This window comes from Rhizobium altiplani (assembly GCF_001542405.1).
Lineage (GTDB): Bacteria > Pseudomonadota > Alphaproteobacteria > Rhizobiales > Rhizobiaceae > Rhizobium > Rhizobium altiplani.
In genome coordinates, this window is the sequence record NZ_LNCD01000082.1 from 150,474 (window position 1) to 175,828 (window position 25,355).

The window sequence follows — 25,355 nt, forward strand, 5'->3', positions numbered from 1 at the left end:
ATTAGCGCAGGCGCAACGTTACTGGTGCCCGACCTTCCGGGCAGGTGACGTGAAGGTGGATACTCGCTTCCGCCTGCGAGCAACGCCACGCCCGCGCGCCGTGGCACAACAGCAGATTGATCAAGTCCTTGGTTTTTGCCGATTTCGGCTTCTGCCGCTGCAACCCTACCTCTGCCAGTCGCAAAGCCGCTTCATGCAGCGGGTGCAAACTGGCTCGCGGATTTTTGCCGGTCACCCGGCCATGTGGCGGAAATTCCGGAACATTCTCGTTGATCGCCATTCTCATCCCCGTACGCATTACAAACCGAGTCTCAGAACTCCGTCGGATCAAACACACGATCACGACGCTTGGGACATGCCGCCCGGTCTAGGGCGGCATGTCCGCTGATCATTGGGCGGTGGCCCAGCACTTCACGCCGGCGCGCTTGAGGGCGTTGCAGGCGTTCACAGCAGAACGCTGGTCATCGAAACCGCTGAAGCGAGCACGGTAGCTTCCGGCATTGGCGACTGCGATCGGCTTTGCGGAACGAAGGGACTTGCCACCCTTGTTCTTGGCGCTGTCGAGCAGGTCCATGGCGCCTTCCTTGCTGGAAGAAACGCCAATCTGAACGGCCCAACCGGCCAGCTGCGGTTCCTTGGTCGATGCGGTCGTCAGCTCGTCGACAGACGTATCGCCCTGTTCCGGCGGGACATAGGCAGGAGCAGATGTGGGCGTAGCAACAGCAGCCTGCTTGATCGCCTGGGTCTTGACCTTCGTCGGCGTCGGCATTTCCTGCTGGAGGAGCGGATTGTCGGACTTTGACTTGGCAACGTCGGCATACGCAACCTGCGCGGAGGCCGCTTGATCGCGGGCATCCGGCGTCGGCGCGGTGCGCGGCAGGCTGACCTCAGGCGCAGCCGAAGCGACGCGTGTTTCGGTGACGGGCGCTACCGGTTGCGGCGCGGTCTGGGCGATCAGATCCGACGAACCACCGCGGCTGGATGCCTTCGGCAGATAGGCGGCGATCAGCTTGCGCATCTGATTGTCGCGGGCAGGGGTCGAAGCCCCGCCGAGAACAACGCCAACGATCGATTTTCCATCGACCTGAACGGAGCTTACCAGATTAAAACCAGCCGCCCGGGTATAACCCGTTTTGATGCCATCGACGCCGCGCACGGAGCCGACAAGACGGTTGTGGCTACGGATGATGCGATTGCCGAACTTAAAGCTCTGCGTGGAGAAATAACCGTAATACTGCGGAAAATGCTGGCGAAGTGCGATACCCAGACGGGCCTGGTCGCGCGCCGTCGTCATCTGGGCGGTATTCGGCAGGCCGTTGGCATTACGATAGGTCGTACGCGTCATACCAAGCGCATGCGCTTTCGCGGTCATCAGCTGGGCGAAACGATCCTCTGTGCCACCAAGCAACTCGCCGAGAGCCGTGGACGCGTCATTGGCCGACAGCGTCACGAGGCCAAGGATTGCCTGTTCGACGGAGATCGTGCCACCTGCGCGAACACCGAGCTTCGTCGGCGCTTGGGCGGAAGCGTGTGCGGAGAAGGGAACCGACGTGTCCAGGCGGATGCGCCCCTGCTCCAGTGCTTCGAAGGTCAGGTAGAGCGTCATCATCTTTGTGAGAGAAGCCGGATACTGCAGGCGATCCGCGTTCTCGCTATAGAGAACGCTGCCGGTTTTCGCATCGACGACGATTCCCGCGTATTTTGAGTTGGCAGCCTCCGCATCGGCATCGATCGAGTCGGCCATAATGATACCGGCCGCCAGAGACAGCGCCGTGATCGCTCTTATAAGAAAATTGCGGGATCGCGATGGTGATACGGAGGAGACTGACCTTGGCACTATTCTACTCTTCGCTTGCATTTCGGACACTGGAGAGATCGGCCGCCCTCTCGGCGCGATCGTTCTCTCAGCAAATTATCCGTCCGGGGTTACCAATCCGTTTATGATTAATCGTTTCTTTCGCCACATCGGATCATTCTAGCGACCTGTCGCAGAAGCGTTCACAAGTCGCGCTTCCACAAAATGGCGAATAGCGGCATCAATATGGTCCCAATCAGGCAGATGCGTGCTGGAGAACCGGTAAAGCACAGTTAAGTCGCGACCGAGTTTTATGTCACGCTGGCAATCCCCGCTGGTGGCCATTTGAGGCGTCGCCGGCAAGGCGCAACGTACGACATAGTCCTGGGCGTCGGCACGCGGCGCGGTCAAGAGAACCTCATCGGCATAGCCCGCGTCTGCGCGCAGGTGATGCAGCGTCATGCCATTGGCAAAGGGGACTCCGTCGCCCTCGACGAGATGCGAGTAGATCGGTTCTAGTCGTCCCGACATGTCCCGGGACATCGTGCTTTGGGTGACCTGAAGGAAGATCAGTCCCGACGACTGGGAAACATCGTCGAAGCGCTCGCGGTGTTCCTTGCTGTACCCCTGCATTTCCGGCCAAGTGAGATAGAGGTCCGCCCTTTCGGACAGGCCGTTCTTCCGCTGGCTGGGGAAGCGCAGCGTGTTTTCGGGAAGGCGGAGAGTGTCGCTGCCAATCGTCAGGGTTATCGGCGTTATCGCATCAGTATTGCCAGCGAGGGAAATGCGAGCGCCAAACCAGCGACCACCGAAACTGATGGCCAATGTCAAAGCCGCGAGGCAGGCGACAGCGATCGTAAGGCGGACGACGAAACGCGTAGAAAAGAGTGGCGACTCCTCAATTTCGCGTGCGGTACCGGTATGGTTCATGGCGGCCTTCGGATGTCAGACCGCCGCGAAAGGAACAAGAGTCGCCGGTGCCGTTGGTTGATGCGGTAATTCTCTGGCCGATACGGTTAACGAACGTTTAACTGCCGCCTTGAGGCAGGAAAAAACGAACCGCTCCCGGGACAGCGGGAGCGGCTCTGTGGCGCCGGTCAGGCACGGGGATGCGGGGGACGACCGGAGCCGTATGGTCACGCCGGGTATTCCCGGCGATACGCGCTTACTTGACGCTGCCGACCGCCACCGCGCGACCGTCCTGCAGCTTGACCCAGCGGCTCGGATCGTTAGCGGACTGACGCTTGAGGTAGGTGTATTCGGTATCGGCCCAAAGCATGACCTTGTTGCGCATGTTATCGAGGATGAAATCGCCGCGGTCCGTGCGGACCGTCAGCACCGCATGGCCTTCGCCATTCGGCTGCAGGACGACGGTGATCAGCAGGTCCGAAGCCGAGAAGCCGGCATTGATCAGCATCTTGCGCTTCAGCAGCGCATAGTCTTCGCAATCGCCGGCGGTGCGCGGATAGGCCCAGCGTTCTTCGACACCGTAGATTTCCTTGTCGGTCAACGGCGTGATCGACGAATTGACCTGGTAGTTCACTTTGAGGATCGTCTTCCAGCGCTCCTCCGTCAGAAGCAGCTCGCCTTGATCGCCGTCCGCATTCGCGCACTCGGTAGGCATTTCCTTGCAGAACTGATAGGCACCGATCGGCGGGCTCGCATTTCCAAGGACCGTCATGTTGAGGGGGTTCGCTTGTCCCGAACCCGCCATCGCGATCAACATTGCACCGACGGCCAGACTGCCTTTGATGAAACTCGTTATTGTCATTTGTCGTGTCCCCGTTGTGAGGAGAACCTGACACAGACGTTTTTATTCGACGCAAAATTACGCAGTTAAATTAAAGGCTTAGTTGATTCAAACACGCAGAGAAATCGACTAAAAACAAAATCGAATTCGCCTAAAATTCGAAGAGCTTTCGCGCTAAACTTGATTAAAATTGCTCCTTCCTCGGAAAGAGGTTCGGCGTTTAATCGCAGCATTTTGGGACAAGTTATTAACGCAGCGTCCGGATCCGAGGCTTTGGGAGGACTTCATTTACCATCTGGGCTGCCGCCGCGATGGTCCGCGCCTAGATCATAATCGCGGTGCTGGCGGTGAAATTCGCCGATTGGCACGTTTCGGCAGCAAAATTATTATCGAGAAATTTTGCGGAAGAGCAGCTGTCGGATCCACGACCCACGATCGATGAGAATTACTTTGCGGCTAGGCTCGGGAAAATTGCCATGCGCCCGAAAGCGGCTTCTCAAGGTCCAGCTGCCTTTGAGCAGGCGCCGAGTGACCAATCGGCAGGGCTGGGCGAGTGCGGCCGCCGTTGCGTTGATCGAGAAAATGATGTGCAACAGGCCGAGGGATCAAATTCGCGATAAGCGAACATCGAACAGCAGGCACCCGGGCGGCGCGCCTGTGGCAGCGATTAGAGAAATTCGCGCAGTGTTTCCCGCGACTGGATCGACAGGAATTCGATCGCAACGCCTTCCACGAAATGGCGTACGACGCGGCCGCGCATATTGCCGAGGCGGAGAGGTGTGCCAATGGGCGGACGCACCTCGACATCGACTGCGGCGCCGGAAAGCGACAGGTCCATGATGCGGCAGCTGTAGCGGGCGCCGTCTTCCAGCGTGATTTCGGTTTTCGTCTCGCGCGGCGTCAGGCGGTCGTGACGGCGGTCTTCCGGAAGGCCAAGCTCATGCTTGTTTGCAAGCCAAGTTAGCTGTGCTGCGAGCTTTTCGCGCTTGCGTTCGGTCGCATGGATCGACATGACAAAGCCACGACCATCGATCGTCTGCACATAGCCTTCGACGCGCCCGAGGTGATCGATATAGGCCACCACACGCTCGTTGGCACGAGGGCGGCCCAGGCAAGTCACGTACATGTCGCCCGGCGACATATCGATGACCAGGCACTCAAATTCCTCGTAGTTCGCCAGCATAAGCCGGCCCTGCATGTTGATTGGGACGCGTTGAAAGGCACCTTGTTCGAGGCGAGGCGCAGTTCGTTGCGTCTGAACTTGCTGGAACGCGTGCATCAAAGGGCTTCTTCATGAAATACAACCATCCGATCATTACCCGGAATCCCTTAACAGAAGGTTGTTCAGATTCGTCCACTATGCACGCATTCAGTTGTGCCGAACTGAGCCTGGAACGCCGAATTCAGCAAATAGATTGGACATAACGCGTCGCATTGTGTCAGCGATCGACGGGGTACGCTCGTATACCGGGTGTTCATCTCCGAACTTGGCATCCTTGAGCTCCCTGTCGGAGCCAAGCCCTTCGTGCAGTGATCGGATGCGATCGAGAGCGAGGAACTGGAGCGGCACGACTTCCAGCCAGCTTGATGCGACCGCGGGGGCGATAGCCCCCAGAAGTTTGTCGCATTCACGCTCGTCCGAGCGAAGCGGCAGGAGGACAATTTCGAAGGAGGCACAATGGCCGGCCGCGGTGAAACCCGTGGCGTTGAGCAGCTCCGGCATCGCGTTGCTCATGAGGCCCGCGGCCATCTGTTCGATGTCGTCCTTCCCATGCGCCCAAAGCTCGGAAAACGGGACCCCACGGAGATCGCGACCAAAGAGATCGCAAATACGGGTTCCGGCAAGGCGGAATGCGATGCGGCCCGAATCACATGTTTCGAGGAGAAACACGCTCGACAGAATCTGCCGCAAATGCGTTGGCTCGACCTGCGATCTCAACGGCGCAACGTCCTTGCCGCGGATCCGAGTCCAATATTCGAATAGGTCGATCGTCGTTTTGAGACGCATTGCTGCACCGGCTGTTTCATTCTGGATCAAAACACGGCCGTCATGGCCATGCGCTATGATGCTGTGCGTATCTCGTGCCAGCTCGGAACAGTTAAGGTTAAGGAACGGTTTCGATTGAGCCGCGCATCGCGCCGTGACAATGTCTGTCCATCGCTTCCTGTCTTCGGGAAGTTCAGCACAGACTGTCGGGCGCGGATATCCTCGACGCTCGAAGCCGTCCGGTCTTTGCCGGACGGCTTTTTTTTTGACCTTTCGTCCTGTAAGGCTGTGCCGCAATCAATTGAGGACGAAGATGAACGAGCAGTCGGAGCCGCAAACGGCGATAGAGCCCCCGCCGCCGTCGCCCATCTTCAACCTTCCGGGCCCGGTGCTCGCGGCACTTGCGCTGCTGGGGCTGATATATGCGGTTCAATCGCTGCTTCTATCCGGCAGCGGCCTCGACTGGCTGTTCTTCAATTTCGGCTTCATTCCGTTGCGCTACATCACGCCGCTGTCAGAGCAGGGCCCGCAACTTTTCTGGACGCCGATTACCTATTCGCTGCTTCACGGCAGTATAGAGCATATCGTTTTCAACGGGCTGTGGCTCATGGCCTTCGGCACACCGGTGGCGCGCCGGATTGGAACGTTTCGCTTCATCGTTTTCTGGGTGCTCTCGGCAACTGCGTCCGCCGCCTTCCATGCGGCCCTGAATTGGGGAGGGGCCACGCTGCTGATCGGCGCGTCGGGCGTGGTGTCCGGCCTGATGGGCGCTGCCTGCCGCTTTGCGTTCCCGCCTGAACAGCGGATGAGCGGGCCGGCGCATCTTAATCCGCGACTCTCGATGCTGGGAGCGTTTCGCAGCCGCACGGTCGTCGCCTTCATTCTCTTCTGGTTCGTGGGCAATCTCCTGATCGCCGTCGGCGTCCCGTTGATTGGCGACGGATCCCAGGCAATCGCCTGGGACGCCCATATCGGAGGCTTCGTTTTCGGCTTCGTTCTCTTCGGCTTTTTCGACCGGGAGCCACCCGAGCAGCCGCTCATTTCAGAGACATCGGATATATTGCAATCTTGAGCATTGGAGTGCACCATTCCTCCTGATCCGTGATGGGAGGAGAGCCGCCACGGATGCCTGTGATCAGTTGAAGTGTTTCACTTTCGACATAGGAGGTTCAAGAATGTCCAACTCAGTCAAGGCCATACTCGATGCGAAGGGCAGGGATGTCGTAACCGCCGGGCCAAACACGACCGTTGCCGAGGCGGCTGTGATTCTCAGCAAGAAGAAGATCGGCGCTATCGTTATCGTCGGGATGGAAAACAAGATTTCCGGGATTTTCACGGAGCGCGACGTCGTGCACGCGATCGCCAAGGCGGGGGCGGCCTGCCTCGATCAGCCGGTTGGCTCGCTTATGACCGCAAAGGTCTATCGGTGCCATGAAGATTCGACAGTGTATGACCTGATGGGGCTGATGACGAGCCGACGCTTCCGTCACGTTCCTGTCGAAACGAACGGCAAACTTGCCGGTATCATTTCGATTGGTGACGTCGTGAAGACGCGTATTGCTGAAGTCGAACTGGAAGCCGAACAGATCAAGGCCTACATCGCCGGCTGAATGCTTCGCCGGCGCCTAGAAAGAGCCGGCGAATAGTTCCTGCATCCGTTTCAACTCGGGAAGCCTCAGCTTGGCTTCTTCATAGCCGCGCTCGATCGCTTCTCCAGCGCGATGGAATTCCGAGAGGCCGATATCGCCGAGACGCGGCTGAAGCGATATGTCCGGCGGATCGCCCGCCAAGCGCGCACGCGCAATCCTGTCCTGGATGATGTTGAAAGCCTGCACCATCACACCGGTCATGCCGAGCTTGGTATAGGGCACCTCCTCGCGTCGCTGGACTTCGGAGCGCGAGAGGGTTGCATTGTGCCGGACGACAGCCGATCGACCGTAAAGATCGTAGTTCAGATTGACGGCAACCACGAGCGGTTGCTCGTAGGCGCGACATACGGAAACGGGAACCGGATTGACCAGCGCGCCATCGACGAGTGTCCGTTGATTGCTGCGGATGGGTTCGAAAATGCCGGGGAGGGCATAGGAGGCGCGAAGAGCCGTAATTAGCGATCCGTTTGCGATCCAGACTTCGTGCCCGGTGTTTACTTCGGCGGCGACAGCCACGAATGGCCGGTCCAGATCTTCGACGTTGAGCCCCTCAAGATGCTCCTGCATGCGCTTCGTCAACCGCATGCCGCCGAACAGGCCACTGCCGCCGATAGTCAGATCAAGCAGGCTCGCTATACGCCGCATCGTCAGCGAACGAGCGAATCCTTCCAGTTCGTCGAGCTTGCCCGCCAGATAGCAGCCGCCGACCAGCGCACCGATCGAGGTTCCGGCAACCATGCCGATCTCGATACCTTCTTCGTCCAAGGCGCGCAGAACCCCTATATGCGCCCAGCCGCGTGCGGCGCCGCCGCCGAGCGCAAGGGCAAGCTTGGTTCTCTTGGGGGCAGGCGGAGGAGATGCGGGAGCGTTCATGTCTGGCGCGGTCGGGGTGCTGGCATTGGACGCGCCCGCCTCGGAGCTTTGGCGGTACAATCCCCAATTCAGCATGGCTCGTCTCCCTCCCGGCAAACAATTAAAAACGAACTATATTAGTGTCCCGCGTCCCTTTCCAATTCGTATATAGGCGTAGATTTTGGCCCAATAAGAGGCAATTGCCTGCTTTTACGACTCTTTACCGTAGACTTCGTCCGGATCGAACTGGAGTTCGTCATCGACGATTTCGAGCATCGGCTTGCCGTCTTCGAGGTTCACGGTCCTATAGAAGCAGGATCGGCGACCGGTGTGACAGGTGGCATCATGGCCTGCGACCTCGACCTTCAGCCAGATGGCATCCTGGTCGCAGTCCGTCCGGATTTCCTTGACCATCTGGGTGTTGCCCGAGGTTTCGCCCTTGATCCAGAGCTTGCCCCGCGAGCGGCTGAAGTAATGAGCCTTCCCGGTCTGAATGGTCAGTGCGAGGGCCTGGGCGTTCATATGCGCCACCATCAGCAACTCGCCATCGGCGGAATCGGTGACAATCGCGGTGATCAGGCCGCGATCGTCAAAGCGTGGCGTGAAGTCGCCCGCGTCCTCAAGTTCTGATTTATCATCGGACGGCGCATTGAACGCAAAGGGCATCATCGCGGCTTTCTTAACTGAAGCCGTATTCAGCGGCTCCGGACCATGGACATGAATCGGGCTTGATCAGCCGGCTCAGTTTTGAACGTTCCGGTAAATGTTGTCGTCAATGTGGTCGAGCCCTGCTTTTGCACACCGCGCATCGCCATGCACATGTGTTCGGCCTCAATCATGACGGCTACACCGCGCGGAGTGAGCGTGTCGTCAATGGCCTTAGCGATCTGGGCGGTCATGGTTTCCTGCGTTTGCAGGCGACGACCGTAGATCTCAACGACGCGTGCGATCTTCGAAAGGCCCAGCACCTTGCCATCCGGCATGTAGGCAACATGGGCCTTGCCGATGATTGGAACCATGTGGTGTTCGCAATGAGAGAAGAACGGAATATCCCTCACCAGGACCATGTCGTCGTAGCCGGCAACCTCTTCAAAGGTACGGCCCAGCACATCTTCCGGGTCCATATCATAGCCGGCAAAGAGTTCACGATAGGCTTTGGCCACGCGTGCTGGCGTATCGAGCAGGCCTTCGCGCGTCGGATCGTCACCTGCCCAACGCAACAGCGTGCGGACGGCGTCCTCTGCTTCTTTCTGGCTGGGCCGATCCGCATCGAGATCGGCGGGGGTCTGCGGAAAATTCTTGATGATGGCGTCCATATGTAACAGTCTCCTGATCCGCTTTGGCGGACCGTCTTTCGGACTAGCCACTGGCAATTCCACTCAAGGGAATTCATGCACCTTTGGCAGGCTCCGGGGCTTTCAGGGCTTGGTTTGCTGCCCTTCCGGCACGGTTTCCCAATCAAACTTAGCCGAGGCCATTGCATTTTTCTGGCCTTCGAACGACATACATATAGGAAAACGGCATCCTTATGTAAGTCTCCCGGCACGACACGCTGTGTTTTTCTTTTGTGCTACAATGAGTTTTGAGGCGCCGATCCGCATGAATTCTGGAGCGGAATCCACGATGGACGATATCTACAACAGCAAAATCCTGGAATTCGCGGGCAATATTCCGCTGATCGGCAGCTTGCCGGACGCGGACGCCAGCGCCCAGGCGCACTCCAAACTTTGCGGCTCCAAGGTCAAGATCTGGCTGAAGATGGACGGCGATACGGTCACCGCATTCGCGCACGACGTAAAAGCCTGCGCGCTCGGACAGGCATCGTCTTCGATCATGGCCCGCCATGTGATCGGCGCCAACGCGGTTGAGTTGCGCAAGGCGCGCGAGGACATGCTGGCGATGCTGAAGGCGGACGGCGAGGGGCCGGAGGGCCGCTTCGAGGACATGCGTTATCTCCGCCCCGTGAAGGACTATAAGGCACGACATGCCTCGACGATGCTGACCTTCGACGCCGTCGTCGATGCGGTCGGTCAGATCGAGGCCAAGCGCGGCGAAACCATCGAGGCCTGAGCGGCATAGCCGATGTGCGAATTCTGTTCGATCAATCGCGATGAGGACGAAGATGACGGTGGCGCCGCCGCACCCCGTCGGGCCGCACGCTCCTACTCCCGAAATTACTCCGGCCCGTTTCGGAAGACACCCGGCCGACTGGTCGGTATGGGTTTCATCCGCGGCTACCAGTTGACGCTCTCAGGTTTCATCGGCAATTCCTGCCGACACATCCCGACCTGCTCGGAATATGGCTACGAGGCAGTCGCACGTCACGGGCTGTGGAGCGGCGGATGGATGACGCTGTTTCGCGTCGCGCGCTGCGGCCCGGGAGGCACGAGCGGGCTCGACCCGGTTCCCGAGCAGCTCGGCGAACGCTTTCACTGGTGGACACCCTGGCGCTATCTCACGCTTGGTCGCAAGGCGGGCTGAACGATGACGCAAGGCGCATTTCGGGTGTCCCGCCGTCGCCTCGACCTCCCCGATGCCTCGTGCAAACATGTCGATGCGGTCGCGTCCAAGCACGGACTCGAAGGTTTTGGCGAGGGCGCGGCAGAGTTCTGCAAAGCATGATCTACGTCGCGCTCCTGCACAGCATCGTGCTTGCGCCCGGTCGCCGCGTGGTGATGTCCGACCTTCGCGACATGGCAAAGGACATCGGGTACGAGAATCCGAGGACACTGGTCTCGACCGGGAACATCGTTTTCGAGGCCGATGCTGCGCCGCTCGCGGAGATCGAGGCGAAGTTGGAAGCGGCCTTCAAGGCTCGCTTCGGCAAACCGGTCGATATCATTGTGCGCAAAGGTATCGACTGGTTGACCCTTGCGAAGTCCAATCCTTTTGCAGACGGCGAGGGCAGTCAGGTGATCGTGCGCGTCATGCGCAAGCCACTTACCCCTGCGGCCATGGAGGCGCTTCGCCCTTATGCCAATCCGAAACAGCGTCTCGCGATAACCGGCGGCGATCTTTGGATCGACTTTGCCGGCCAGCCGAGCGAGTGGAAGTTGCTCTCGGCACTGACGACCAAGCGCATGGGCGTCGGAACACTGCGGAACTGGAACACGGTGCGTGGCCTTGCCGAAATGATCGGCTAAGTTGGCTTTTTCTTTACTCAAGCAGCAAATCTCGGTATCAGGCGGCGGCGCATTCGTGCGGACGAAGCGCTTCATTGCAACCACCCGCATTCGTTGGCGGGACTGGACAAGGAGAATTCTAGATGTCCCAATCCGTTTCCCTGACATTTCCAGATGGTTCCGTGCGCAGCTACGATGCTGGCGCAACCGGCAAGGATGTCGCAGAATCCATTTCCAAGTCGCTTGCCAAGAAGGCAGTCGCGATCGCTATCGACGGTCAGGTCCGTGACCTTTCCGATCCGGTGACGGCGGGCGCAATTGAAATCATCACCCGCACCGACGGCCGCGCGCTGGAATTGATCCGGCATGACGCAGCCCACGTGATGGCGGAAGCCGTGCAGGAACTCTGGCCCGGCACGCAGGTCACGATCGGCCCTGTTATCGAGAACGGCTTCTACTACGACTTTGCCAAGAACGAGCCCTTCACACCGGACGATCTGCCGAAGATCGAAAAGAAGATGAAGGAGATCATCGCTCGCAACGCGCCGTTCGCCAAGGAAGTCTGGTCGCGCGAGAAGGCCAAGGAAGTGTTCGCCGCGAAGGGCGAGAGCTACAAGGTTGAACTCGTCGACGCGATTCCGGCAGGCCAGGATCTGAAAATCTACTATCAGGGCGACTGGTTCGACCTCTGCCGCGGGCCGCACATGGCGTCGACCGGCCAGATCGGGACGGCGTTCAAGCTGATGAAGGTGGCCGGCGCCTACTGGCGTGGCGACAGCAACAATCCGATGCTGACCCGCATCTACGGCACGGCATTTGCCGAACAGGCCGATCTCGACAACTACCTGCACGTGCTTGCGGAAGCCGAGAAGCGCGATCACCGCCGCCTCGGCCGCGAAATGGACCTCTTCCATTTCCAGGAAGAGGGTCCGGGCGTTGTCTTCTGGCACGGCAAAGGATGGCGCATGTTCCAAACGCTGGTCGCCTATATGCGCCGCCGTCTTGCCGAAGACTACCAGGAGGTCAATGCGCCGCAGGTGCTCGACAAGTCGCTCTGGGAAACCTCCGGTCACTGGGGCTGGTATCGCGACAACATGTTCAAGGTGACCGTCGCCGGCGACGACACGGATGACGACCGCGTGTTCGCGCTGAAGCCGATGAACTGCCCCGGCCATGTGCAGATCTTCAAGCATGGCTTGAAGTCTTATCGCGAACTGCCGATCCGTCTTGCGGAATTCGGCACCGTTCACCGCTACGAGCCGTCCGGTGCGCTGCATGGCTTGATGCGCGTGCGCGGCTTCACGCAGGACGATGCGCACATCTTCTGCACCGACGAGCAGATGGCAGCCGAGTGCCTGAAGATCAACGATCTGATCCTCTCTGTCTACAAGGACTTCGGCTTCGACGAGATCACCATCAAGCTCTCAACGCGCCCGGAAAAGCGTGTTGGTTCGGATGACCTTTGGGATCGCGCCGAAAGTGTGATGACTGATGTGCTGGACACGATCCAGCACCAGTCGAACAACATCAAGACCGGCATTCTGCCGGGCGAGGGCGCGTTCTATGGTCCGAAGTTCGAGTATACGCTGAAGGACGCGATCGGCCGCGAATGGCAGTGCGGCACGACGCAGGTCGATTTCAACCTGCCAGAACGCTTCGGTGCCTTCTACATCGACAGCAATTCGGAAAAGACGCAGCCGGTGATGATCCACCGCGCGATCTGCGGTTCGATGGAGCGCTTCCTCGGCATCCTGATCGAGAACTTTGCAGGACACCTGCCGCTGTGGGTATCGCCGCAGCAGGTCGTCGTCGCGACGATCACGTCCGAGGCCGACGGCTATGGTGCCGAAGTTGCGGCAGCATTGCGCGACGCCGGCCTGACTGTTGAGACCGACTTCCGTAACGAGAAGATCAACTACAAGATCCGCGAGCATTCCGTTACGAAAGTTCCCGTCATCATTGTCTGCGGGAAGAAGGAAGCGGAAGAGCGCACAGTCAACATCCGCCGTCTTGGCAGCCAGGAGCAAACCTCGATGTCGCTTGACGAGGCAATCGCAAGCCTCGGGCTCGAAGCCACGCCGCCGGACGTGCGCCGGAAGGCGGAAGCGAGGAAGGCAAAGGCAGCCTGAGCTGCCTCCAGCCCGTGAATACAAAACCGCCCGGTTTCTAAAAGAACCGGGCGGTTTTTCTTTGTCTGTGTACCCCTAGGAGGTCGATCAGTCCGCGCCGGCGCCGGTGCCGCCCTGGAGCTGATCGTAAGTAGGTAGCGGTGCCTGTGTACTCGGCGAGCCGTCAGTCGCTGGCGGTTGCTGATCAGGCTGAACCTGAACGGTTTTAGCGGCCTCTGTCGGTTCTTCGGGTTGCACGTCCTTCATCAGAACTTCGACGTCTGTGTTCTTGCCGGCTTCGACCTTGAAATCCCGCTGGTAGATCTTGTCCTTGTTTCGAGCTACGGCGGAGTATTCGCCTTCGGCGAGCACCATGGTCGGGAAAGCGCTGACGCTCTCGCCGACACTGTCGCCAGCGGCCGTCAGGATCGACCAGGCGGTATCGGCGATCGCTTCCCCACCGGCGTCGGACACGAGCTTGAACGTGATCTGTGCTGCCTTGTGCTGGATGGTTGCTTCCGTGAGCTTGCCTGCCTCCACCTGGATATCGGCGCGGATCGAGGCATTGGTGTCGCCGTATTCGGAGACGATGTGGTAGGTTCCGGCATTCAAGCGAACCACGGTGTTTGGCGGCACGTCAGCCATGACAAGACCGCGCTCGCCGTCCTCACGCACCTCGGCGGAGTAAATCGAGAAGCTGAGCTGATCCGGGCGAATGCGAACGTCCGTTCCCGAGACCGCGTTCAGCAGCAAGCCACCGGCTTCCAGCACCATCGTCTGCTTGTCGACCTCACCCTCTTCAGGAACCGTCAGCTTGCGCGTGACACCGGCGCGACCGAAAGAAACGTTGACGAAATAGTCTCCCGGCGCGAGCTGAAAATCCGCGGAGCCGCCTTGCGAAGACGCGATCAGCGGAAGCTTTCCGTCGGTACCCGCTATCGGGCTGAACACATACCAGGAGAGACCATCCTGAACAGGATCACCGTTGGCGGTCAGTTTCGCCTCGAGCGCGATCTCGCGCAGCTTCGAGCCCTGCGGGGCGGTGCCCGGCGCGATGAAGGCATTCAGCTTCGGCATTTTCGCAGTCGTATCCAACTGCTTGAAGGTCTGGAAGGCGTCCTGCGCCTGGCTGCTTAAAGGCAGTAGGGCGGTCAAAACCAAGGCCAGGCTTATGCTTGCATATGGCGAAATGCCAACCATCTGTCGTGCGAACCAATTGACATCTGAAATCACAGAGGCCACTTCAAGACCAACGCGATGGCAAATTCAAGACCCATCCCAAATGCTGTCATGAAAATGGAAGTCTCTCCCGCATGAAATCCGATATCAAGCTGATCGACTATCTCGGTGTCCGTCGCTCTATTCCCGCTTTCCAGATGTGCGAGCCGGGCCCCGACAAAGCCGAGATCGAAGAGATTTTGCGCCTGGCCTCCCGCGTGCCCGACCACGGCAAGCTCGCGCCATGGCGCTTCATCGTCTATCGCGGCGAAGAGCGTGCCCGGATTGGCCAAGAGCTCCTCAAGCTCGCGCTCGAGGCCAAGCCAGAACTGTCTGAGGAAATGGTCCAGGTGGAGCGTACGCGCTTTACCCGCGCTCCTGTTGTCGTTGCCGTCGTCAGCAAGTCCGGCCCGCACATCAAGATTCCCGAGTGGGAGCAGTTGATGTCGGCAGGCGCGGTCTGCCTCAACATCATCTTCGCCGCCAACGCCCATGGCTGGGTCGCCAACTGGCTGACCGAATGGTTCGCCTATGACGAGCGCGCCTACGAACTTCTCGGCGTCAAGTCGGGCGAAAAGATCGCTGGTTTCATTCACATGGGCTCGACGACGTTTCCGCCCGTCGAGCGCCCGCGCCCGGAACTGATCGAGACTGTGACCTGGGTTGGCGGAGGTGACTGATGTTCTATACCGCCGATACGAACCGGCATGGCCTGTCGCACGATCCCTTCAAGGCGATTGTCTCGCCGCGCCCGATTGGCTGGATTGGCAGCAAGGGAAGCGACGGCTCGATCAACCTTGCACCGTACTCCTTCTTCAATGCGATTTCCGATCGCCCAAAACTCGTGATGTTTTCCTCCGCCGGTCTAAAGCATAGCCAGAGGAATGCGATCGAGACCGGCGAGTTCACCTGCAACTTTGTCAGCCGAAACCTGGTCGAGAAGATGAATATCTCATCGGCAGCCGTCGACTATGGCGTTGACGAGTTTGCTCTTTCCGGCCTCACCGCCAGGAAGGGTGAGCTTGTCGACGCGCCCTACGTCGCCGAGGCCTTTGCCGTGCTCGAATGCAAGGTAACGGAAACCCTTGTGCCGAAGTCACTCACCGGTGAAAATTCCGAGAACATCATGATCCTAGGTCAGGTCATCGGCATCCACATCGACGAGACGATCATTCGCGATGGGCGCCTCGATATGGCGATCGCCAGGCCAGTCGCCCGCATGGGTTACATGGACTATAGCGAAGGCAGCGACGTATTCGAAATGTTCCGGCCGCAGGTTTGACGTTGGCCGTCAGAGCCTAAGGAACATGGTGAACCAATCATAAACTTTTCCAAGATACCGTGATCCCACTGATTGGAATGCGAGAGAATCGCATTCGGGCATGGGGCACACGGGTGATCGTAGAAGCATTTCTTCGTTGGGCGGAAACCGCCAAGGCCGGAGACAGGGCCCGTGCGGCCAGTGCCCTCGGCAGAGCCTATCTGCAGTCCGAAATGGCAGCAGAAGAACGCGCCGCGGCCGAGATGGCCATGACTTTCCTGCTCGACGACCCATCCCCCAAGGTGAGGCTGGCGCTTGCCGAAGCAATCTCTTGGTCACCGGAGGCGCCGCGAGCGGTTATACTCTCGCTGGCTGCGGATCAGCCGGAGATCGCCTGCCATGCGGTCACATGCTCACCCTTGCTGTCGGACGCAGACCTGGTGGATCTCGCCGCCAGCGGCAGCGACATCACGCGAATGCTGATTGCCGCGCGCGGCACAATTTCACGGCCGGTTTCAGCTGCGCTCGCCGAAATCGGTGAAGAAGAGGCCGTCCTCTGCCTTCTCGAGAACGGCGGGGCGGCCATCGCGCCTTACTCTCTTAAAAGAATTGCCGAGCGGCTCGGCCATCACTGCGAAATCCGCAATCTGCTGCTGGAGCGCGGGGATCTTGCGGCGGACGCGCGTCAGTTGTTGTCGCAGCATGTCAGCGCCGCCCTCGTCGGTCTGCCATTGGCGCTAGCGACGATCGATCCCGGCCGACTGCACAGGATCAGCAGAGAGGCCAATGAAACTGCCATCGTGTCGATTGCTGGCGAGATTCCGCCGCGCGAGATTTCAGACCTTGTCGAGCATTTACGGGTTAGTGGCCACCTAACGCCGTCGTGCCTGATCCACGCTCTTTGCTGCGGAAAGGTCGAGTTCTTCGCAGGCGCCATCGTCAACCTGACTGGCTGCGAAGAGCGACGCGTTCGCTCCATCCTCGCAACCGGTCGCATGCACGCGGTGCGCGCCCTCTATGAGACGGCCGGCCTTTCCCGCGAGATCAGCACGATCTTCGTCGAAGCGACGCTGTTGTGGCGGGACGCATCGAAAGATCTGTCAGCGACGATGCTCGGCGACATCTGCGGCAAGCTGCTTGAGAAGTTCCGCCGGCATGCAACGCATGGGGCCGTGCAGGAACTCCTGGAGATGATCGAAAGGCTGCACATCGCTGAACAGCGGCAGCATGCACGCGCTTACGCTCAATTGACGTCGCTCGCCGCAGCCTAGCGGTGCAGCCGCTTCGCGACCCAGGAATAGCTGCCCGAGACGAAGTGGACGGGTGAAGCCAGCGCTGTTTTCATTTCGCTACCGGACGGCAGGTACGCGCGCACCTCACTCGCCACCCGGTCAGCGAGGGCCGACAACCGACCCTGCGTTCCGGCTGGAACGGGCGGCGTCGGCGCGTTTTCCACGACCGCCTTCGGCGCTTCCGGGGAAGCAGGCTTCGGTGGCTCACAGACAGCAATTACCGTTGGGTAGCTGACATTCGTATAGCGCTTCAGCTGCCTTTCCGAATCGGCGTCGCACATGGCGACGGTCTGCCATTTCTGCTCAACCGTGGCGAGATAGTTGCATTGTGTGACCGAGTCGTTGCAGCCTAGGATCGTCATTGCAACCAGCACCGCTTGCATAATATCGCCTTTTGAATATTGAACCTTCGCCTCTTAGATGCTGAAATTCCAACAGAATGAAGGCGCCCCAACATTTTTTACGCGGGCGCCGCAAGATAGGAAAAGTCCCGTGTCCGTTACGATTGCTTTGGAAACACCGCGCCAAGACGGCGTGCTCCGCTTGCTCGACATGTCCGACGCATATGCCCAGTCTCTGTATCCGCCAGAGAGCAATCACCTCGTCGATGTATCGACCTTGGAGAAGCCGACCGTCAGCTTCTTCGTCGCCCGCAACGAGGGTGCGATCGTTGGCTGCTGTGCACTGGTCGAGGCTGGCGACGGAACAGCGGAGATCAAGCGGATGTTCGTCGACCCGGACGCTCGCGGCTTGAAAGTGGCAAGCAAGCTGATAGACGCACTCGAAACGACGGCCGCTGAAAAGAAGCTCCAAGCCGTCCGTCTTGAAACCGGCATTTACCAGCCAGAAGCGATCGCTCTCTACCGCAAGTACGGCTATGGCGAAATCGAAGCGTTTGGCAGCTACCTGCCAGACCCACTTAGCCTGTTCATGGAAAAGCGGCTGCCCTGATCATTCGGCCGCGCGAGACGCCGGCGGGGCCTGCTCGTCGGTCATGACGTTCGGGCCGGTTTCGGCACTCCGGACCTCGTGCATCCATTCGCGCCAGATCGCCACAATGAGGGCCATCAGCACCGGCCCGATGAAGAGGCCGAGAAAGCCCATGGTTTTCACGCCGCCGACAAGGCCGAAGAAGGTCGGCAGGAATGGAAGCTTGATGGGACCGCCAACAAGCTTCGGACGAAGTGTCTTGTCGACAATGAACAGCTCGACCGTTCCCCAAACGAAAAGGCCGATGCCTGCGATATGTGAGCCACTGGCGAGCAGGTAGACAGACACCAGGGTAAAGGACAGCGGGGCACCACCGGGTATCAGGGCCATGATACCGGTCAGGACGCCGAGCGTGACGGGCGAGGGGACACCGGCGATCCAATAAGCGACGCCGAGCACGATGCCTTCGCCGATCGCGATCAGTGTCATGCCCATGACAGTCGAGCTGATGGTTGCCGGAACGACGCGGGAAATTCGCTCCCAGCGGTTCGGAAGAATGCGTTCGCCGAGCATATCGATCTGCTGCGAGAAGGAGGAACCATCGCGGTAGACGAAGAACAGCGCGATCAACATGAAGAGCAGCGTGAGGAGCAGGTGGAAGGCGCCACCGCCAGCTGCCAGAATCGCCCGATAGATGTTGCCGATATGGGCGCCGCTCACAGCCTGGATTAGCTCACCCATGGCACCGGGGCTGCCGATATATCTGGTCCACAGTTCATCGAGATACGGACCGGCAAAAGGCAGGGCGATGATCCACTGCGGGGTTGGCGCACCGGACCTGTTTGCGTGCACGGCCCAGGCCACCCATTCGCGCACCTCACCTGTCGTATAGGTGACGGCGAAAAAGATCGGCAACACGAGAAACGTCACGATCATCAGAATCGCGATGGTGGCGGCGACCGTTGTGTTTCCACCGACACGGCTGAGAAGCCGGCGATACAGCGGCCAGCTTGCAAAACCGATGACAAGGGCGGCGAGAACCGGGACGGCAAAGCCGTAGAAGAAGTAGACGCCAGCAGCGACAACAAGCACGAGCAGCCAGCGCGCCGCGGAGATCGAGGGAATTAACGGCGTGCGGGCTGGGCCTGAGGGGCCGAGCCATCGCGGCTCTCGCTGGATGTTGTTGTTCGGAAGGCTCACGTCGTTCTTTTCCCCTGTTTTGGCTATGGATATGGGCCATGCGCCCCTCGGGCGCAAGCACAATGACCGATTCTGTCATCGACTGGCGCCCGTGAGACCACCGGCGATCCATACTACGCTCCCTAACGCTATTCTTCGCAATCAATATGACAGAAATCATGCCACAGCGTTGCCAAAATACACTTGCGCGTTTACTTTGGATCCATGGATACAAACCTGATTGCAACGGCGCTGCGGCGCGAAATAGAAGGCGGGAGCCTGCCGCCAGGGACCGTCCTGAAACAAGAGCTCCTGGCAGAGCGGTTTGGCGTGAGCCGCCAGCCGGTACGCCAGGCGCTAGATCGGTTGCTGGCGTCAGGCCTGCTCGACCGGCGGCCTGACCGAAGCCTGGCCGTCGCCGGTTTGACGGAAGAGCAAGCACGTGAACTCGCCGAGATCCGCGCAGCCTTGGAGAGCATGGCGCTGCGCGCTGCGCTGCCGCTGCTCGGCGACAGTGACCTGCGCAAGGCGCGCCGTCTCAATGAAGATCTGATCGAAGAGGATGATCCGGCCGCGCTGGAGGAGCTGGATGTCGCCTTTCATCGAACGCTCTACGGGCGATGTGGCAATCGCCGCCTTCTGTCCATGATCGACGAACTGCGGCGTGAATCGCGTCGTGCCTATCTGAGGCAGCCAAAGGGCTCCAACGAGCGTGTGATCCTCCACGCCGAGCATCGCGCCATCATAGACGCGTGCGCGCGTCGCGACGAGGCTGAGGCACTGAAGGCCCTGTCGGGCCACCTGCAGATGACAACAGCGCGCCTGGCGCGCAAGGGAGAATGAGAGATGACGACTTTTTCCGCGGAGGTCGCATGGGAGCGGGGCGCGGCAAGTTTTATCGACGGACGCTATAGCCGCGGGCACAGATGGAGCTTTGATGGCGGCGCCACCGTCGCTGCCTCCGCTTCGCCGCACAATGTGCCGTTGCCGTATGCGCTTGCCGAGAATGTTGATCCGGAAGAGGCATACGTTGCAGCACTGTCGAGCTGCCACATGCTCTTCTATCTCTGGCTGGCCTCAAAGAAGCGCATCCTGGTCGATAGCTATATCGATGCGGCAACCGGCCTTATGGAAACTGTGCAGGGCAGGACAATGGTGAGCCGCGTGGAGCTTCGACCGCAGGTTACCTATGCCGGCGACAGGCCGAACCGAGAGATCGAACAGAAACTCCACCACGAAGCGCACGAGTTGTGCTTTCTTGCCAACTCCGTGAAGACGGAAATTACGGTGCGCCTCGACTAGCCGGTTCAGATATCGAGGTTTTCCGCAAAGGCGGCGCGATCCTGAATGAACCGGAAGCGCGCTTCCGGCTTCGTTCCCATCAGGTCGTCGACCGCCGTGCGCGTACCCTCGAAATCCACCTCGTCGATAATCACGCGCAACAGCGTGCGCTTGCCTGGGTCCATGGTGGTTTCTTTGAGCTGCGCCGGCAGCATTTCGCCGAGGCCTTTGAAGCGGCTGATTTCGACTTTCGCCTTGCCCTTGAACTCGGTCTCCATCAGCTCGGCGCGGTGCGCATCGTCGCGGGCGTAAGCGGACTTCGCGCCCTGGGTGATCTTGTAGAGCGGCGGCACGGCCAGGAAGAGGTGACCGCCACGGACCAGCTCCGGCATTTCCTGATAGAAGAACGTGATCAGCAGCGAGGCAATGTGGGCACCGTCGACGTCGGCATCGGTCATGACGATGATGCGTTCGTAGCGAAGGTCTTCCTCACGATACTTCGAGCGCGTACCGCAACCGAGCGCCTGAACGAGATCAGCGAGCTGCTGGTTGGCGCCAAGCTTTTCGCGACCGGCACTGGCGACGTTGAGGATTTTGCCGCGCAGGGGGAGGATCGCCTGGTTGGCACGATTGCGAGCCTGCTTGGCCGAGCCGCCTGCCGAGTCACCTTCGACGATGAAGAGTTCGGCACCCTGGGCGGTGTTCTGTGCGCAATCGGCTAGCTTGCCGGGCAGGCGCAGCTTGCGCACGGCGGTCTTGCGGTTGACTTCCTTTTCCTTGCGACGGCGCAGGCGTTCTTCCGCACGCTCTATAACCCAGTCGAGCAGCTTGGCTGCCTCGTTCGGATTGTCGGCAAGGTAGTGGTCAAAGGGGTCGCGGAGTGCGTTTTCAACGATCCGCTGGGCTTCGACCGTGGCGAGCTTGTCCTTCGTCTGGCCGACGAATTCCGGCTCGCGAATGAAGACCGAGAGCATGCCGACGGCGGAGATCATCACGTCATCGGTGGTGATCTGGGCAGCGCGCTTGTTCTGCGTCAGTTCGGCGTAATTCTTCAGGCCCTTGGTCAGCGCGATGCGCAGGCCCGCCTCGTGCGTGCCGCCTTCGGGCGTCGGGATCGTGTTGCAGTAGGAGTGGACCTGGGGATCGCCGCCGTACCAGGTGATCGCCCACTCCAGGGAGCCATGACCACTGGTCTTCTCGGTTTTCCCTGCGAATATCTCGCGGGTAACGGTGAATTCCTTGCCCATCGTCGCCTGCAGGTAATCCTTCAGGCCGCCGGGGAAGTGGAAGACCGCCTTGTCAGGTATCTCCGAGCCTTGCGGCAGAACGCCTTCCTCGCAACTCCAGCGGATTTCGACGCCGCCAAAGAGGTAAGCCTTGGAGCGTGCCATACGGAACACACGCCCGGCATCGAACTTCGCGTGCTCGCCAAAGATCTGCGGATCGGGGTGAAAGCGGACTCGCGTGCCACGACGATTGTGGACGTCGCCGAGTTCTTCCAGTTCGCCCTGGGGCAAACCGCGGGAAAAGCGCTGACGATATAGCTTCCGATTGCGCGCAACCTCGACTTCCAGCACGTCGGAAAGCGCGTTGACGACGGAAACGCCGACGCCGTGCAGACCACCTGACGTCTCATATGCCTTGCCGTCAAACTTGCCGCCCGCGTGCAGCTTCGTCATAATCACTTCAAGGGTCGACTTCCCGGGAACTTGCGGGTGATTCTCGACGGGGATACCACGGCCATTGTCGCTGACCGTCAAGTAGCCCTGCAGGTCAAGGTGAACCTCAATGAAGTTCGCGTGGCCGGCGACAGCTTCGTCCATCGAATTGTCGATGACTTCGGCGAAGAGATGGTGAAGAGCCTTTTCGTCGGTGCCGCCGATATACATGCCCGGCCGCATGCGGACGGGTTCAAGACCCTCGAGAACGCGGATCGAGGACGCGCCGTAGTCTTCCGACGTCGAGTTCACGGGCGCCGGACGCAGGGCGGGGGCAGCAGCCTTAGCGGGTGCGGCCTTTTGTGGCTCGGCAGACTTTGGAGCTTCCTCCTGCTTCGGTGTCAGGGGCAGTCCGGAAAAGAGGTCGTTGCTATCGTCCATGGGGCCGTTCAGATCTTTATCCTGTCGGGCAGGGGCCTTACGCCAAGCCTGACCCAAAATCACCGCATTTGATGTCACGTTTGCGAATCAGGCAGATTCTGCCAGAAAGCGCCTCGTTACGCGACGCCGCCCGATCAGGCGGACTTCCTTAGGAAGTGGTTTGCGTTGGCGGGCGTGGAATGGCAAGCGGCCAGAAGGCTCAGGGAACCATGCTCATGCGAATGTCCACAAGTCATTGCACCATTATTACCGCAATTGCGGCCTTTTTCCTGACGACGACGGCAAGCGGCCGAGCGGCCGAGAGCCTGCCGCCCTTTAAGGACGAGCTCTTCTCTACACAAAATGTGCTGCGGACGAGCGATAATGGCGCCCTTGACGTCATCGAATACGACGAGATGCGGGACATCAACGGCCGCGATCAGATACCCCAAAAGCGCGCCCAACAAAAATACGTGTCTCTCGGCGTCAAAAGGCAGCAGTCGGACGAGACCTTGCAGCTTGGTTCGCAAAGACTCGACGTCACCAGGGTGGGACAAAGCTCGGGAGCGGCATTTACGGTCATTTTCATTCACGGTCGTAACGGCGACCGGCGCCTCGGCGTGAACGACTACAGTTTCGGGGGCAACTTCAATCGCCTGAAGAACCTGGTCGCCGGTAATGGCGGTGTCTATTATTCGCCGACGGTCAAGAGCTTCGACAGCGATGGCGTCGCCGCGATCAAAGGGCTGATCCGCTACGCTTCCCAGCAGTCGCCCGGCAAGCCGGTCATTCTGGCATGTGCGTCGATGGGCAGCCAGGTCTGCTGGGGCTTGAGCCGTGACCCCGCCAGCGTGAAAGCCCTCAAGGGAATGGTGATCCTCAGCGGCGTTACCGATCCGGATTTCGGCAAGAGCCCGTTCTTCAAGGCCAAACTGCCGCTTTGGTTCGCGCATGGCAGCCGGGATCCGGTCTATGCAGCGACAGACCAGCAGGCACTCTTCGAAAACCTGATGAAGGGGGATTACCCTGCACATTTCACGCTCTATCAGACGGGAAATCACGGAACACCGATCCGGATGATCGACTGGCGCCGCACGCTGAACTGGATGTTGGGTTCGTGACGACAACCTAAGTCGCCTGACCGCCGGGCGAGCGTCATGGCGGCCGCCTGGTCTATCATTTTCAGCAACATGGGCTCCAAATTTTAAGCATTTGCGCGACAAAAGGCCGTTATTTCCCTTAGGGAAGGTGCCCAAACCTTTTCATTGATCCCCGCTTTTGCTAAGGCCCCACGATACGTGGAAGATGGGAAGGCTGGCATGACACCTGACGTGCGTCCGCTTGTGGCGGGAAACTGGAAAATGAACGGCACGCGTGCCTCCCTCGACCAAATCAAGGCAATTGCCGAAGGTGTTCAGGGGCCACTTTCCGATAAGGTGGAGGCGCTGATCTGCCCTCCGGCAACGTTGCTTTATGTCGCCACTGCGCTCTGCACCGACAGCCCGCTGGCGATCGGCGCACAGGACTGCCACCAGAAGCCCTCGGGCGCCCACACCGGCGATATTTCGGCCGAAATGATCGCAGACTGCTTCGGCACTTACGTGATCGTCGGACACTCGGAGCGTCGCACCGACCATGCCGAGACCGACCATCTTGTTCGCGCCAAGGCGGAGGCTGCGTTCGCGGCCGACCTGACGGCAATCGTGTGCATCGGCGAAACGGCGGACGAACGCAAGGCAGGCCAGACCCTCGACATCATCAAGCGTCAGCTTTCCGCTTCGGTGCCGGATAGCGCGACGCCGGAGAATGCCGTCATTGCCTACGAGCCCGTCTGGGCGATCGGCACCGGCGTTACCCCAACCGTGGAAGACGTAGAGAAGGCGCACGCCTTCATGCGTTCCGAGCTCGTCGCCCGCTTCGGGGCGGCTGGCAAGAAGATCCGCATCCTCTATGGCGGCTCGGTCAAGCCAAGCAATGCAAGGGAGTTGATGGGCGTCGCGAATGTCGATGGCGCACTGATCGGCGGTGCAAGCTTGAAAGCGGCCGATTTCCTCGCCATCTACGGCGCATACGAAGCGCTGCTTGCTTAGAGCCGTGTATATTCCGAGCCTAAGGGCTTGGAATAGCGGATCACCTCATGTAAAGAGCGCCAGAATTTTACTTTATGCCCGCCGCGCGCGTGGGCAGGACTGGACCCATGCAGACCGTTTTGATTGTCATCCATCTCATGATCGTGCTGGCGCTTGTCGGCGTCGTGCTCATTCAGCGCTCGGAAGGCGGCGGCCTCGGCATCGGCGGCGGCTCGGGCTTCATGTCTGCCCGTGGCACGGCCAATGCGCTGACGCGCACGACCGCGATCCTGGCGACGCTGTTCTTCATCACGTCGCTCGGCCTCGGCATTCTCAACCGCTATGAAAGCCGTCCGACGGATATTCTGAATCGTATTCCGGCGACGAGCGGTGAGGGCAAGGGTATTCTCGATTCGCTCGGCGGCCAGAACGGCAATGCCGCTCCGGCTGCACCGGCCGCGCAGAACAACAACGGCGTCCCGACCGGCGGTGAGACCGCTCCGGCTCCGGCAGCAACCGCGCCGGCGGCTCCGGCAGCAACTGCTCCGGCCGCACCGGCACCTGCCGAAACGGCTCCGTCTACTCAAACTGCTCCGGCAGCACCGCAGGCGACTACGCCTTCCGCTCCGGCGCCCGCCACCGTCCCAAGCGGACAGTAAGCGGCACACAGCATCAACCGCCGGCAGGCCCTCGGGTCTGCCGGTTTTCTTTTGTTCAAATTCCGCGCTGGCACCAAAAGTTCTGGAAAAGAATTTTTGGGCTGGTGGAATCGTTTTTGAAAAGG

The 25,355-nt window shown here is 59.8% G+C and carries 28 protein-coding genes; 15 read left to right on the forward strand and 13 right to left on the reverse strand.

The window, feature by feature from the left end; translation table 11 throughout:
* Position 1 precedes the first annotated feature (1 nt).
* From AS026_RS18310 to AS026_RS18340, 6 genes are all read right to left on the reverse strand, one after another.
* Positions 2–280 carry a hypothetical protein gene (locus AS026_RS18310; protein ID WP_062370884.1) on the reverse strand — a complete coding sequence of 93 codons (279 nt, stop codon included), beginning with the start codon at positions 278–280 and terminating at the stop codon, positions 2–4.
* 108 nt (positions 281–388) lie between these two features.
* Complete coding sequence (locus AS026_RS18315; RefSeq protein WP_205634476.1) at positions 389–1,858, reverse strand: D-alanyl-D-alanine carboxypeptidase; 1,470 nt, start codon at positions 1,856–1,858, stop codon at positions 389–391.
* A 117-nt stretch (positions 1,859–1,975) separates the two neighbouring features.
* Positions 1,976–2,725 carry a hypothetical protein gene (locus AS026_RS18325; RefSeq protein WP_062370890.1) on the reverse strand — a complete coding sequence of 250 codons (750 nt, stop codon included), beginning with the start codon at positions 2,723–2,725 and terminating at the stop codon, positions 1,976–1,978.
* 235 nt (positions 2,726–2,960) lie between these two features.
* A complete protein-coding gene (locus AS026_RS18330) occupies positions 2,961–3,566 on the reverse strand; it encodes a transglutaminase-like cysteine peptidase (RefSeq protein WP_025660934.1) in 606 nt (201 codons plus the stop codon).
* A 646-nt stretch (positions 3,567–4,212) separates the two neighbouring features.
* Positions 4,213–4,824 (reverse strand): PilZ domain-containing protein, encoded by a 612-nt coding sequence (locus tag AS026_RS18335; protein WP_018854964.1) that lies wholly within the window; start codon positions 4,822–4,824, stop codon positions 4,213–4,215.
* Between the two features lie 90 nt (positions 4,825–4,914).
* Entirely contained in the window at positions 4,915–5,553 is a 639-nt protein-coding gene (locus AS026_RS18340) for a PAS domain-containing protein (RefSeq protein ID WP_062370892.1), read from the reverse strand.
* 292 nt (positions 5,554–5,845) lie between these two features.
* Here AS026_RS18340 and AS026_RS18345 point away from each other — a divergent pair, with 292 nt between their 5' ends.
* Together AS026_RS18345 and AS026_RS18350 are read left to right on the forward strand one after the other, a co-directional pair.
* A complete protein-coding gene (locus AS026_RS18345; protein WP_062370894.1) occupies positions 5,846–6,604 on the forward strand; it encodes a rhomboid family intramembrane serine protease in 759 nt (252 codons plus the stop codon).
* A 103-nt stretch (positions 6,605–6,707) separates the two neighbouring features.
* Positions 6,708–7,142, forward strand: a complete 435-nt coding sequence (locus tag AS026_RS18350) for a CBS domain-containing protein (protein WP_018854967.1) — start codon at positions 6,708–6,710, stop codon at positions 7,140–7,142.
* Between the two features lie 15 nt (positions 7,143–7,157).
* Here the strand turns inward: AS026_RS18350 and AS026_RS18355 are convergent, their stop codons facing one another.
* From AS026_RS18355 to folE, 3 genes are all read right to left on the reverse strand, one after another.
* Positions 7,158–8,129: a patatin-like phospholipase family protein gene (locus AS026_RS18355; protein ID WP_025660937.1), complete on the reverse strand. Its 972-nt coding sequence runs from the start codon at positions 8,127–8,129 to the stop codon at positions 7,158–7,160.
* Positions 8,130–8,243: 114 nt separating this feature from the next.
* Positions 8,244–8,702: a phosphoribosyl-AMP cyclohydrolase gene (gene hisI, locus AS026_RS18360; RefSeq protein ID WP_018854969.1), complete on the reverse strand. Its 459-nt coding sequence runs from the start codon at positions 8,700–8,702 to the stop codon at positions 8,244–8,246.
* A gap of 26 nt (positions 8,703–8,728) precedes the next feature.
* On the reverse strand, positions 8,729–9,349 hold the full coding sequence (gene folE / locus AS026_RS18365; protein ID WP_018854970.1) for a GTP cyclohydrolase I FolE: 621 nt from the start codon (positions 9,347–9,349) through the stop codon (positions 8,729–8,731).
* A 307-nt stretch (positions 9,350–9,656) separates the two neighbouring features.
* Between folE and AS026_RS18370 the strand changes: the two genes are divergently transcribed.
* From AS026_RS18370 to thrS, 4 genes are all read left to right on the forward strand, one after another.
* The gene (locus AS026_RS18370) at positions 9,657–10,103 is read left to right on the forward strand and encodes an iron-sulfur cluster assembly scaffold protein (protein ID WP_025660938.1); all 447 of its coding nucleotides are present in this window, start codon (positions 9,657–9,659) and stop codon (positions 10,101–10,103) included.
* A 12-nt stretch (positions 10,104–10,115) separates the two neighbouring features.
* The gene (yidD, locus tag AS026_RS18375) at positions 10,116–10,514 is read left to right on the forward strand and encodes a membrane protein insertion efficiency factor YidD (RefSeq protein ID WP_062370895.1); all 399 of its coding nucleotides are present in this window, start codon (positions 10,116–10,118) and stop codon (positions 10,512–10,514) included.
* A 137-nt stretch (positions 10,515–10,651) separates the two neighbouring features.
* The gene (locus AS026_RS18380; RefSeq protein ID WP_025660940.1) at positions 10,652–11,176 is read left to right on the forward strand and encodes a DUF1697 domain-containing protein; all 525 of its coding nucleotides are present in this window, start codon (positions 10,652–10,654) and stop codon (positions 11,174–11,176) included.
* A gap of 122 nt (positions 11,177–11,298) precedes the next feature.
* A complete protein-coding gene (thrS, locus tag AS026_RS18385; protein ID WP_025660941.1) occupies positions 11,299–13,284 on the forward strand; it encodes a threonine--tRNA ligase in 1,986 nt (661 codons plus the stop codon).
* Positions 13,285–13,371: 87 nt separating this feature from the next.
* On the opposite strand, the gene AS026_RS18390 is transcribed toward thrS, so the two are convergent.
* Entirely contained in the window at positions 13,372–14,463 is a 1,092-nt protein-coding gene (locus tag AS026_RS18390; RefSeq protein WP_025660942.1) for a hypothetical protein, read from the reverse strand.
* A 113-nt stretch (positions 14,464–14,576) separates the two neighbouring features.
* Between AS026_RS18390 and AS026_RS18395 the strand changes: the two genes are divergently transcribed.
* From AS026_RS18395 to AS026_RS18405, 3 genes are all read left to right on the forward strand, one after another.
* Positions 14,577–15,161: a nitroreductase family protein gene (locus AS026_RS18395; protein ID WP_025660943.1), complete on the forward strand. Its 585-nt coding sequence runs from the start codon at positions 14,577–14,579 to the stop codon at positions 15,159–15,161.
* On the forward strand, positions 15,161–15,763 hold the full coding sequence (locus AS026_RS18400) for a flavin reductase family protein (protein ID WP_025660944.1): 603 nt from the start codon (positions 15,161–15,163) through the stop codon (positions 15,761–15,763). The genes AS026_RS18395 and AS026_RS18400 overlap by 1 nt, the downstream gene beginning before the upstream one ends.
* 77 nt (positions 15,764–15,840) lie before the next feature.
* A complete protein-coding gene (locus tag AS026_RS18405; protein WP_205634477.1) occupies positions 15,841–17,013 on the forward strand; it encodes a DUF2336 domain-containing protein in 1,173 nt (390 codons plus the stop codon).
* Here AS026_RS18405 and AS026_RS18410 read toward each other — a convergent pair.
* Positions 17,010–17,417: a hypothetical protein gene (locus AS026_RS18410; protein ID WP_025660946.1), complete on the reverse strand. Its 408-nt coding sequence runs from the start codon at positions 17,415–17,417 to the stop codon at positions 17,010–17,012. The genes AS026_RS18405 and AS026_RS18410 overlap by 4 nt on opposite strands.
* Before the next feature lie 109 nt (positions 17,418–17,526).
* Here AS026_RS18410 and AS026_RS18415 point away from each other — a divergent pair, with 109 nt between their 5' ends.
* Positions 17,527–17,985 (forward strand): GNAT family N-acetyltransferase, encoded by a 459-nt coding sequence (locus AS026_RS18415; RefSeq protein ID WP_025660947.1) that lies wholly within the window; start codon positions 17,527–17,529, stop codon positions 17,983–17,985.
* Here the strand turns inward: AS026_RS18415 and AS026_RS18420 are convergent, their stop codons facing one another.
* A complete protein-coding gene (locus tag AS026_RS18420; protein ID WP_025660948.1) occupies positions 17,986–19,164 on the reverse strand; it encodes an AI-2E family transporter in 1,179 nt (392 codons plus the stop codon). It lies immediately after the preceding gene.
* Between the two features lie 204 nt (positions 19,165–19,368).
* Here AS026_RS18420 and AS026_RS18425 point away from each other — a divergent pair, with 204 nt between their 5' ends.
* Together AS026_RS18425 and AS026_RS18430 are read left to right on the forward strand one after the other, a co-directional pair.
* Complete coding sequence (locus AS026_RS18425) at positions 19,369–19,986, forward strand: GntR family transcriptional regulator (protein WP_062370900.1); 618 nt, start codon at positions 19,369–19,371, stop codon at positions 19,984–19,986.
* A gap of 3 nt (positions 19,987–19,989) precedes the next feature.
* Complete coding sequence (locus AS026_RS18430; RefSeq protein ID WP_025660950.1) at positions 19,990–20,445, forward strand: OsmC family protein; 456 nt, start codon at positions 19,990–19,992, stop codon at positions 20,443–20,445.
* 5 nt (positions 20,446–20,450) lie between these two features.
* Here the strand turns inward: AS026_RS18430 and parE are convergent, their stop codons facing one another.
* Positions 20,451–22,523: a DNA topoisomerase IV subunit B gene (parE, locus tag AS026_RS18435; protein ID WP_062370902.1), complete on the reverse strand. Its 2,073-nt coding sequence runs from the start codon at positions 22,521–22,523 to the stop codon at positions 20,451–20,453.
* Between the two features lie 215 nt (positions 22,524–22,738).
* Between parE and AS026_RS18440 the strand changes: the two genes are divergently transcribed.
* From AS026_RS18440 to secG, 3 genes are all read left to right on the forward strand, one after another.
* Entirely contained in the window at positions 22,739–23,623 is an 885-nt protein-coding gene (locus AS026_RS18440) for an alpha/beta fold hydrolase domain-containing protein (protein WP_062371021.1), read from the forward strand.
* 198 nt (positions 23,624–23,821) lie between these two features.
* Positions 23,822–24,592 carry a triose-phosphate isomerase gene (gene tpiA / locus AS026_RS18445; RefSeq protein ID WP_062370905.1) on the forward strand — a complete coding sequence of 257 codons (771 nt, stop codon included), beginning with the start codon at positions 23,822–23,824 and terminating at the stop codon, positions 24,590–24,592.
* A 107-nt stretch (positions 24,593–24,699) separates the two neighbouring features.
* Positions 24,700–25,230 carry a preprotein translocase subunit SecG gene (gene secG / locus AS026_RS18450; protein ID WP_025660954.1) on the forward strand — a complete coding sequence of 177 codons (531 nt, stop codon included), beginning with the start codon at positions 24,700–24,702 and terminating at the stop codon, positions 25,228–25,230.
* The last annotated feature ends 125 nt before the right edge of the window (positions 25,231–25,355 follow it).

Excerpts from the sequence above, each read along its gene's own strand:
- AS026_RS18310 (WP_062370884.1), bottom strand. The coding sequence starts at position 280 with ATGGCGATCAACGAGAATGTTCCGGAATTTCCGCCACATGGCCGGGTG.
- AS026_RS18315 (WP_205634476.1), bottom strand. The coding sequence starts at position 1,858 with ATGCAAGCGAAGAGTAGAATAGTGCCAAGGTCAGTCTCCTCCGTATCA.
- AS026_RS18325 (WP_062370890.1), bottom strand. The coding sequence starts at position 2,725 with ATGAACCATACCGGTACCGCACGCGAAATTGAGGAGTCGCCACTCTTT.
- AS026_RS18330 (WP_025660934.1), bottom strand. The coding sequence starts at position 3,566 with ATGACAATAACGAGTTTCATCAAAGGCAGTCTGGCCGTCGGTGCAATG.
- AS026_RS18335 (WP_018854964.1), bottom strand. The coding sequence starts at position 4,824 with ATGCACGCGTTCCAGCAAGTTCAGACGCAACGAACTGCGCCTCGCCTC.
- AS026_RS18340 (WP_062370892.1), bottom strand. The coding sequence starts at position 5,553 with ATGCGTCTCAAAACGACGATCGACCTATTCGAATATTGGACTCGGATC.
- AS026_RS18345 (WP_062370894.1), top strand. The coding sequence starts at position 5,846 with ATGAACGAGCAGTCGGAGCCGCAAACGGCGATAGAGCCCCCGCCGCCG.
- AS026_RS18350 (WP_018854967.1), top strand. The coding sequence starts at position 6,708 with ATGTCCAACTCAGTCAAGGCCATACTCGATGCGAAGGGCAGGGATGTC.
- AS026_RS18355 (WP_025660937.1), bottom strand. The coding sequence starts at position 8,129 with ATGCTGAATTGGGGATTGTACCGCCAAAGCTCCGAGGCGGGCGCGTCC.
- hisI (WP_018854969.1), bottom strand. The coding sequence starts at position 8,702 with ATGATGCCCTTTGCGTTCAATGCGCCGTCCGATGATAAATCAGAACTT.
- folE (WP_018854970.1), bottom strand. The coding sequence starts at position 9,349 with ATGGACGCCATCATCAAGAATTTTCCGCAGACCCCCGCCGATCTCGAT.
- AS026_RS18370 (WP_025660938.1), top strand. The coding sequence starts at position 9,657 with ATGGACGATATCTACAACAGCAAAATCCTGGAATTCGCGGGCAATATT.
- yidD (WP_062370895.1), top strand. The coding sequence starts at position 10,116 with ATGTGCGAATTCTGTTCGATCAATCGCGATGAGGACGAAGATGACGGT.
- AS026_RS18380 (WP_025660940.1), top strand. The coding sequence starts at position 10,652 with ATGATCTACGTCGCGCTCCTGCACAGCATCGTGCTTGCGCCCGGTCGC.
- thrS (WP_025660941.1), top strand. The coding sequence starts at position 11,299 with ATGTCCCAATCCGTTTCCCTGACATTTCCAGATGGTTCCGTGCGCAGC.
- AS026_RS18390 (WP_025660942.1), bottom strand. The coding sequence starts at position 14,463 with ATGGTTGGCATTTCGCCATATGCAAGCATAAGCCTGGCCTTGGTTTTG.
- AS026_RS18395 (WP_025660943.1), top strand. The coding sequence starts at position 14,577 with ATGAAATCCGATATCAAGCTGATCGACTATCTCGGTGTCCGTCGCTCT.
- AS026_RS18400 (WP_025660944.1), top strand. The coding sequence starts at position 15,161 with ATGTTCTATACCGCCGATACGAACCGGCATGGCCTGTCGCACGATCCC.
- AS026_RS18405 (WP_205634477.1), top strand. The coding sequence starts at position 15,841 with ATGCGAGAGAATCGCATTCGGGCATGGGGCACACGGGTGATCGTAGAA.
- AS026_RS18410 (WP_025660946.1), bottom strand. The coding sequence starts at position 17,417 with ATGCAAGCGGTGCTGGTTGCAATGACGATCCTAGGCTGCAACGACTCG.
- AS026_RS18425 (WP_062370900.1), top strand. The coding sequence starts at position 19,369 with ATGGATACAAACCTGATTGCAACGGCGCTGCGGCGCGAAATAGAAGGC.
- AS026_RS18430 (WP_025660950.1), top strand. The coding sequence starts at position 19,990 with ATGACGACTTTTTCCGCGGAGGTCGCATGGGAGCGGGGCGCGGCAAGT.
- parE (WP_062370902.1), bottom strand. The coding sequence starts at position 22,523 with ATGGACGATAGCAACGACCTCTTTTCCGGACTGCCCCTGACACCGAAG.
- AS026_RS18440 (WP_062371021.1), top strand. The coding sequence starts at position 22,739 with ATGCGAATGTCCACAAGTCATTGCACCATTATTACCGCAATTGCGGCC.
- tpiA (WP_062370905.1), top strand. The coding sequence starts at position 23,822 with ATGACACCTGACGTGCGTCCGCTTGTGGCGGGAAACTGGAAAATGAAC.
- secG (WP_025660954.1), top strand. The coding sequence starts at position 24,700 with ATGCAGACCGTTTTGATTGTCATCCATCTCATGATCGTGCTGGCGCTT.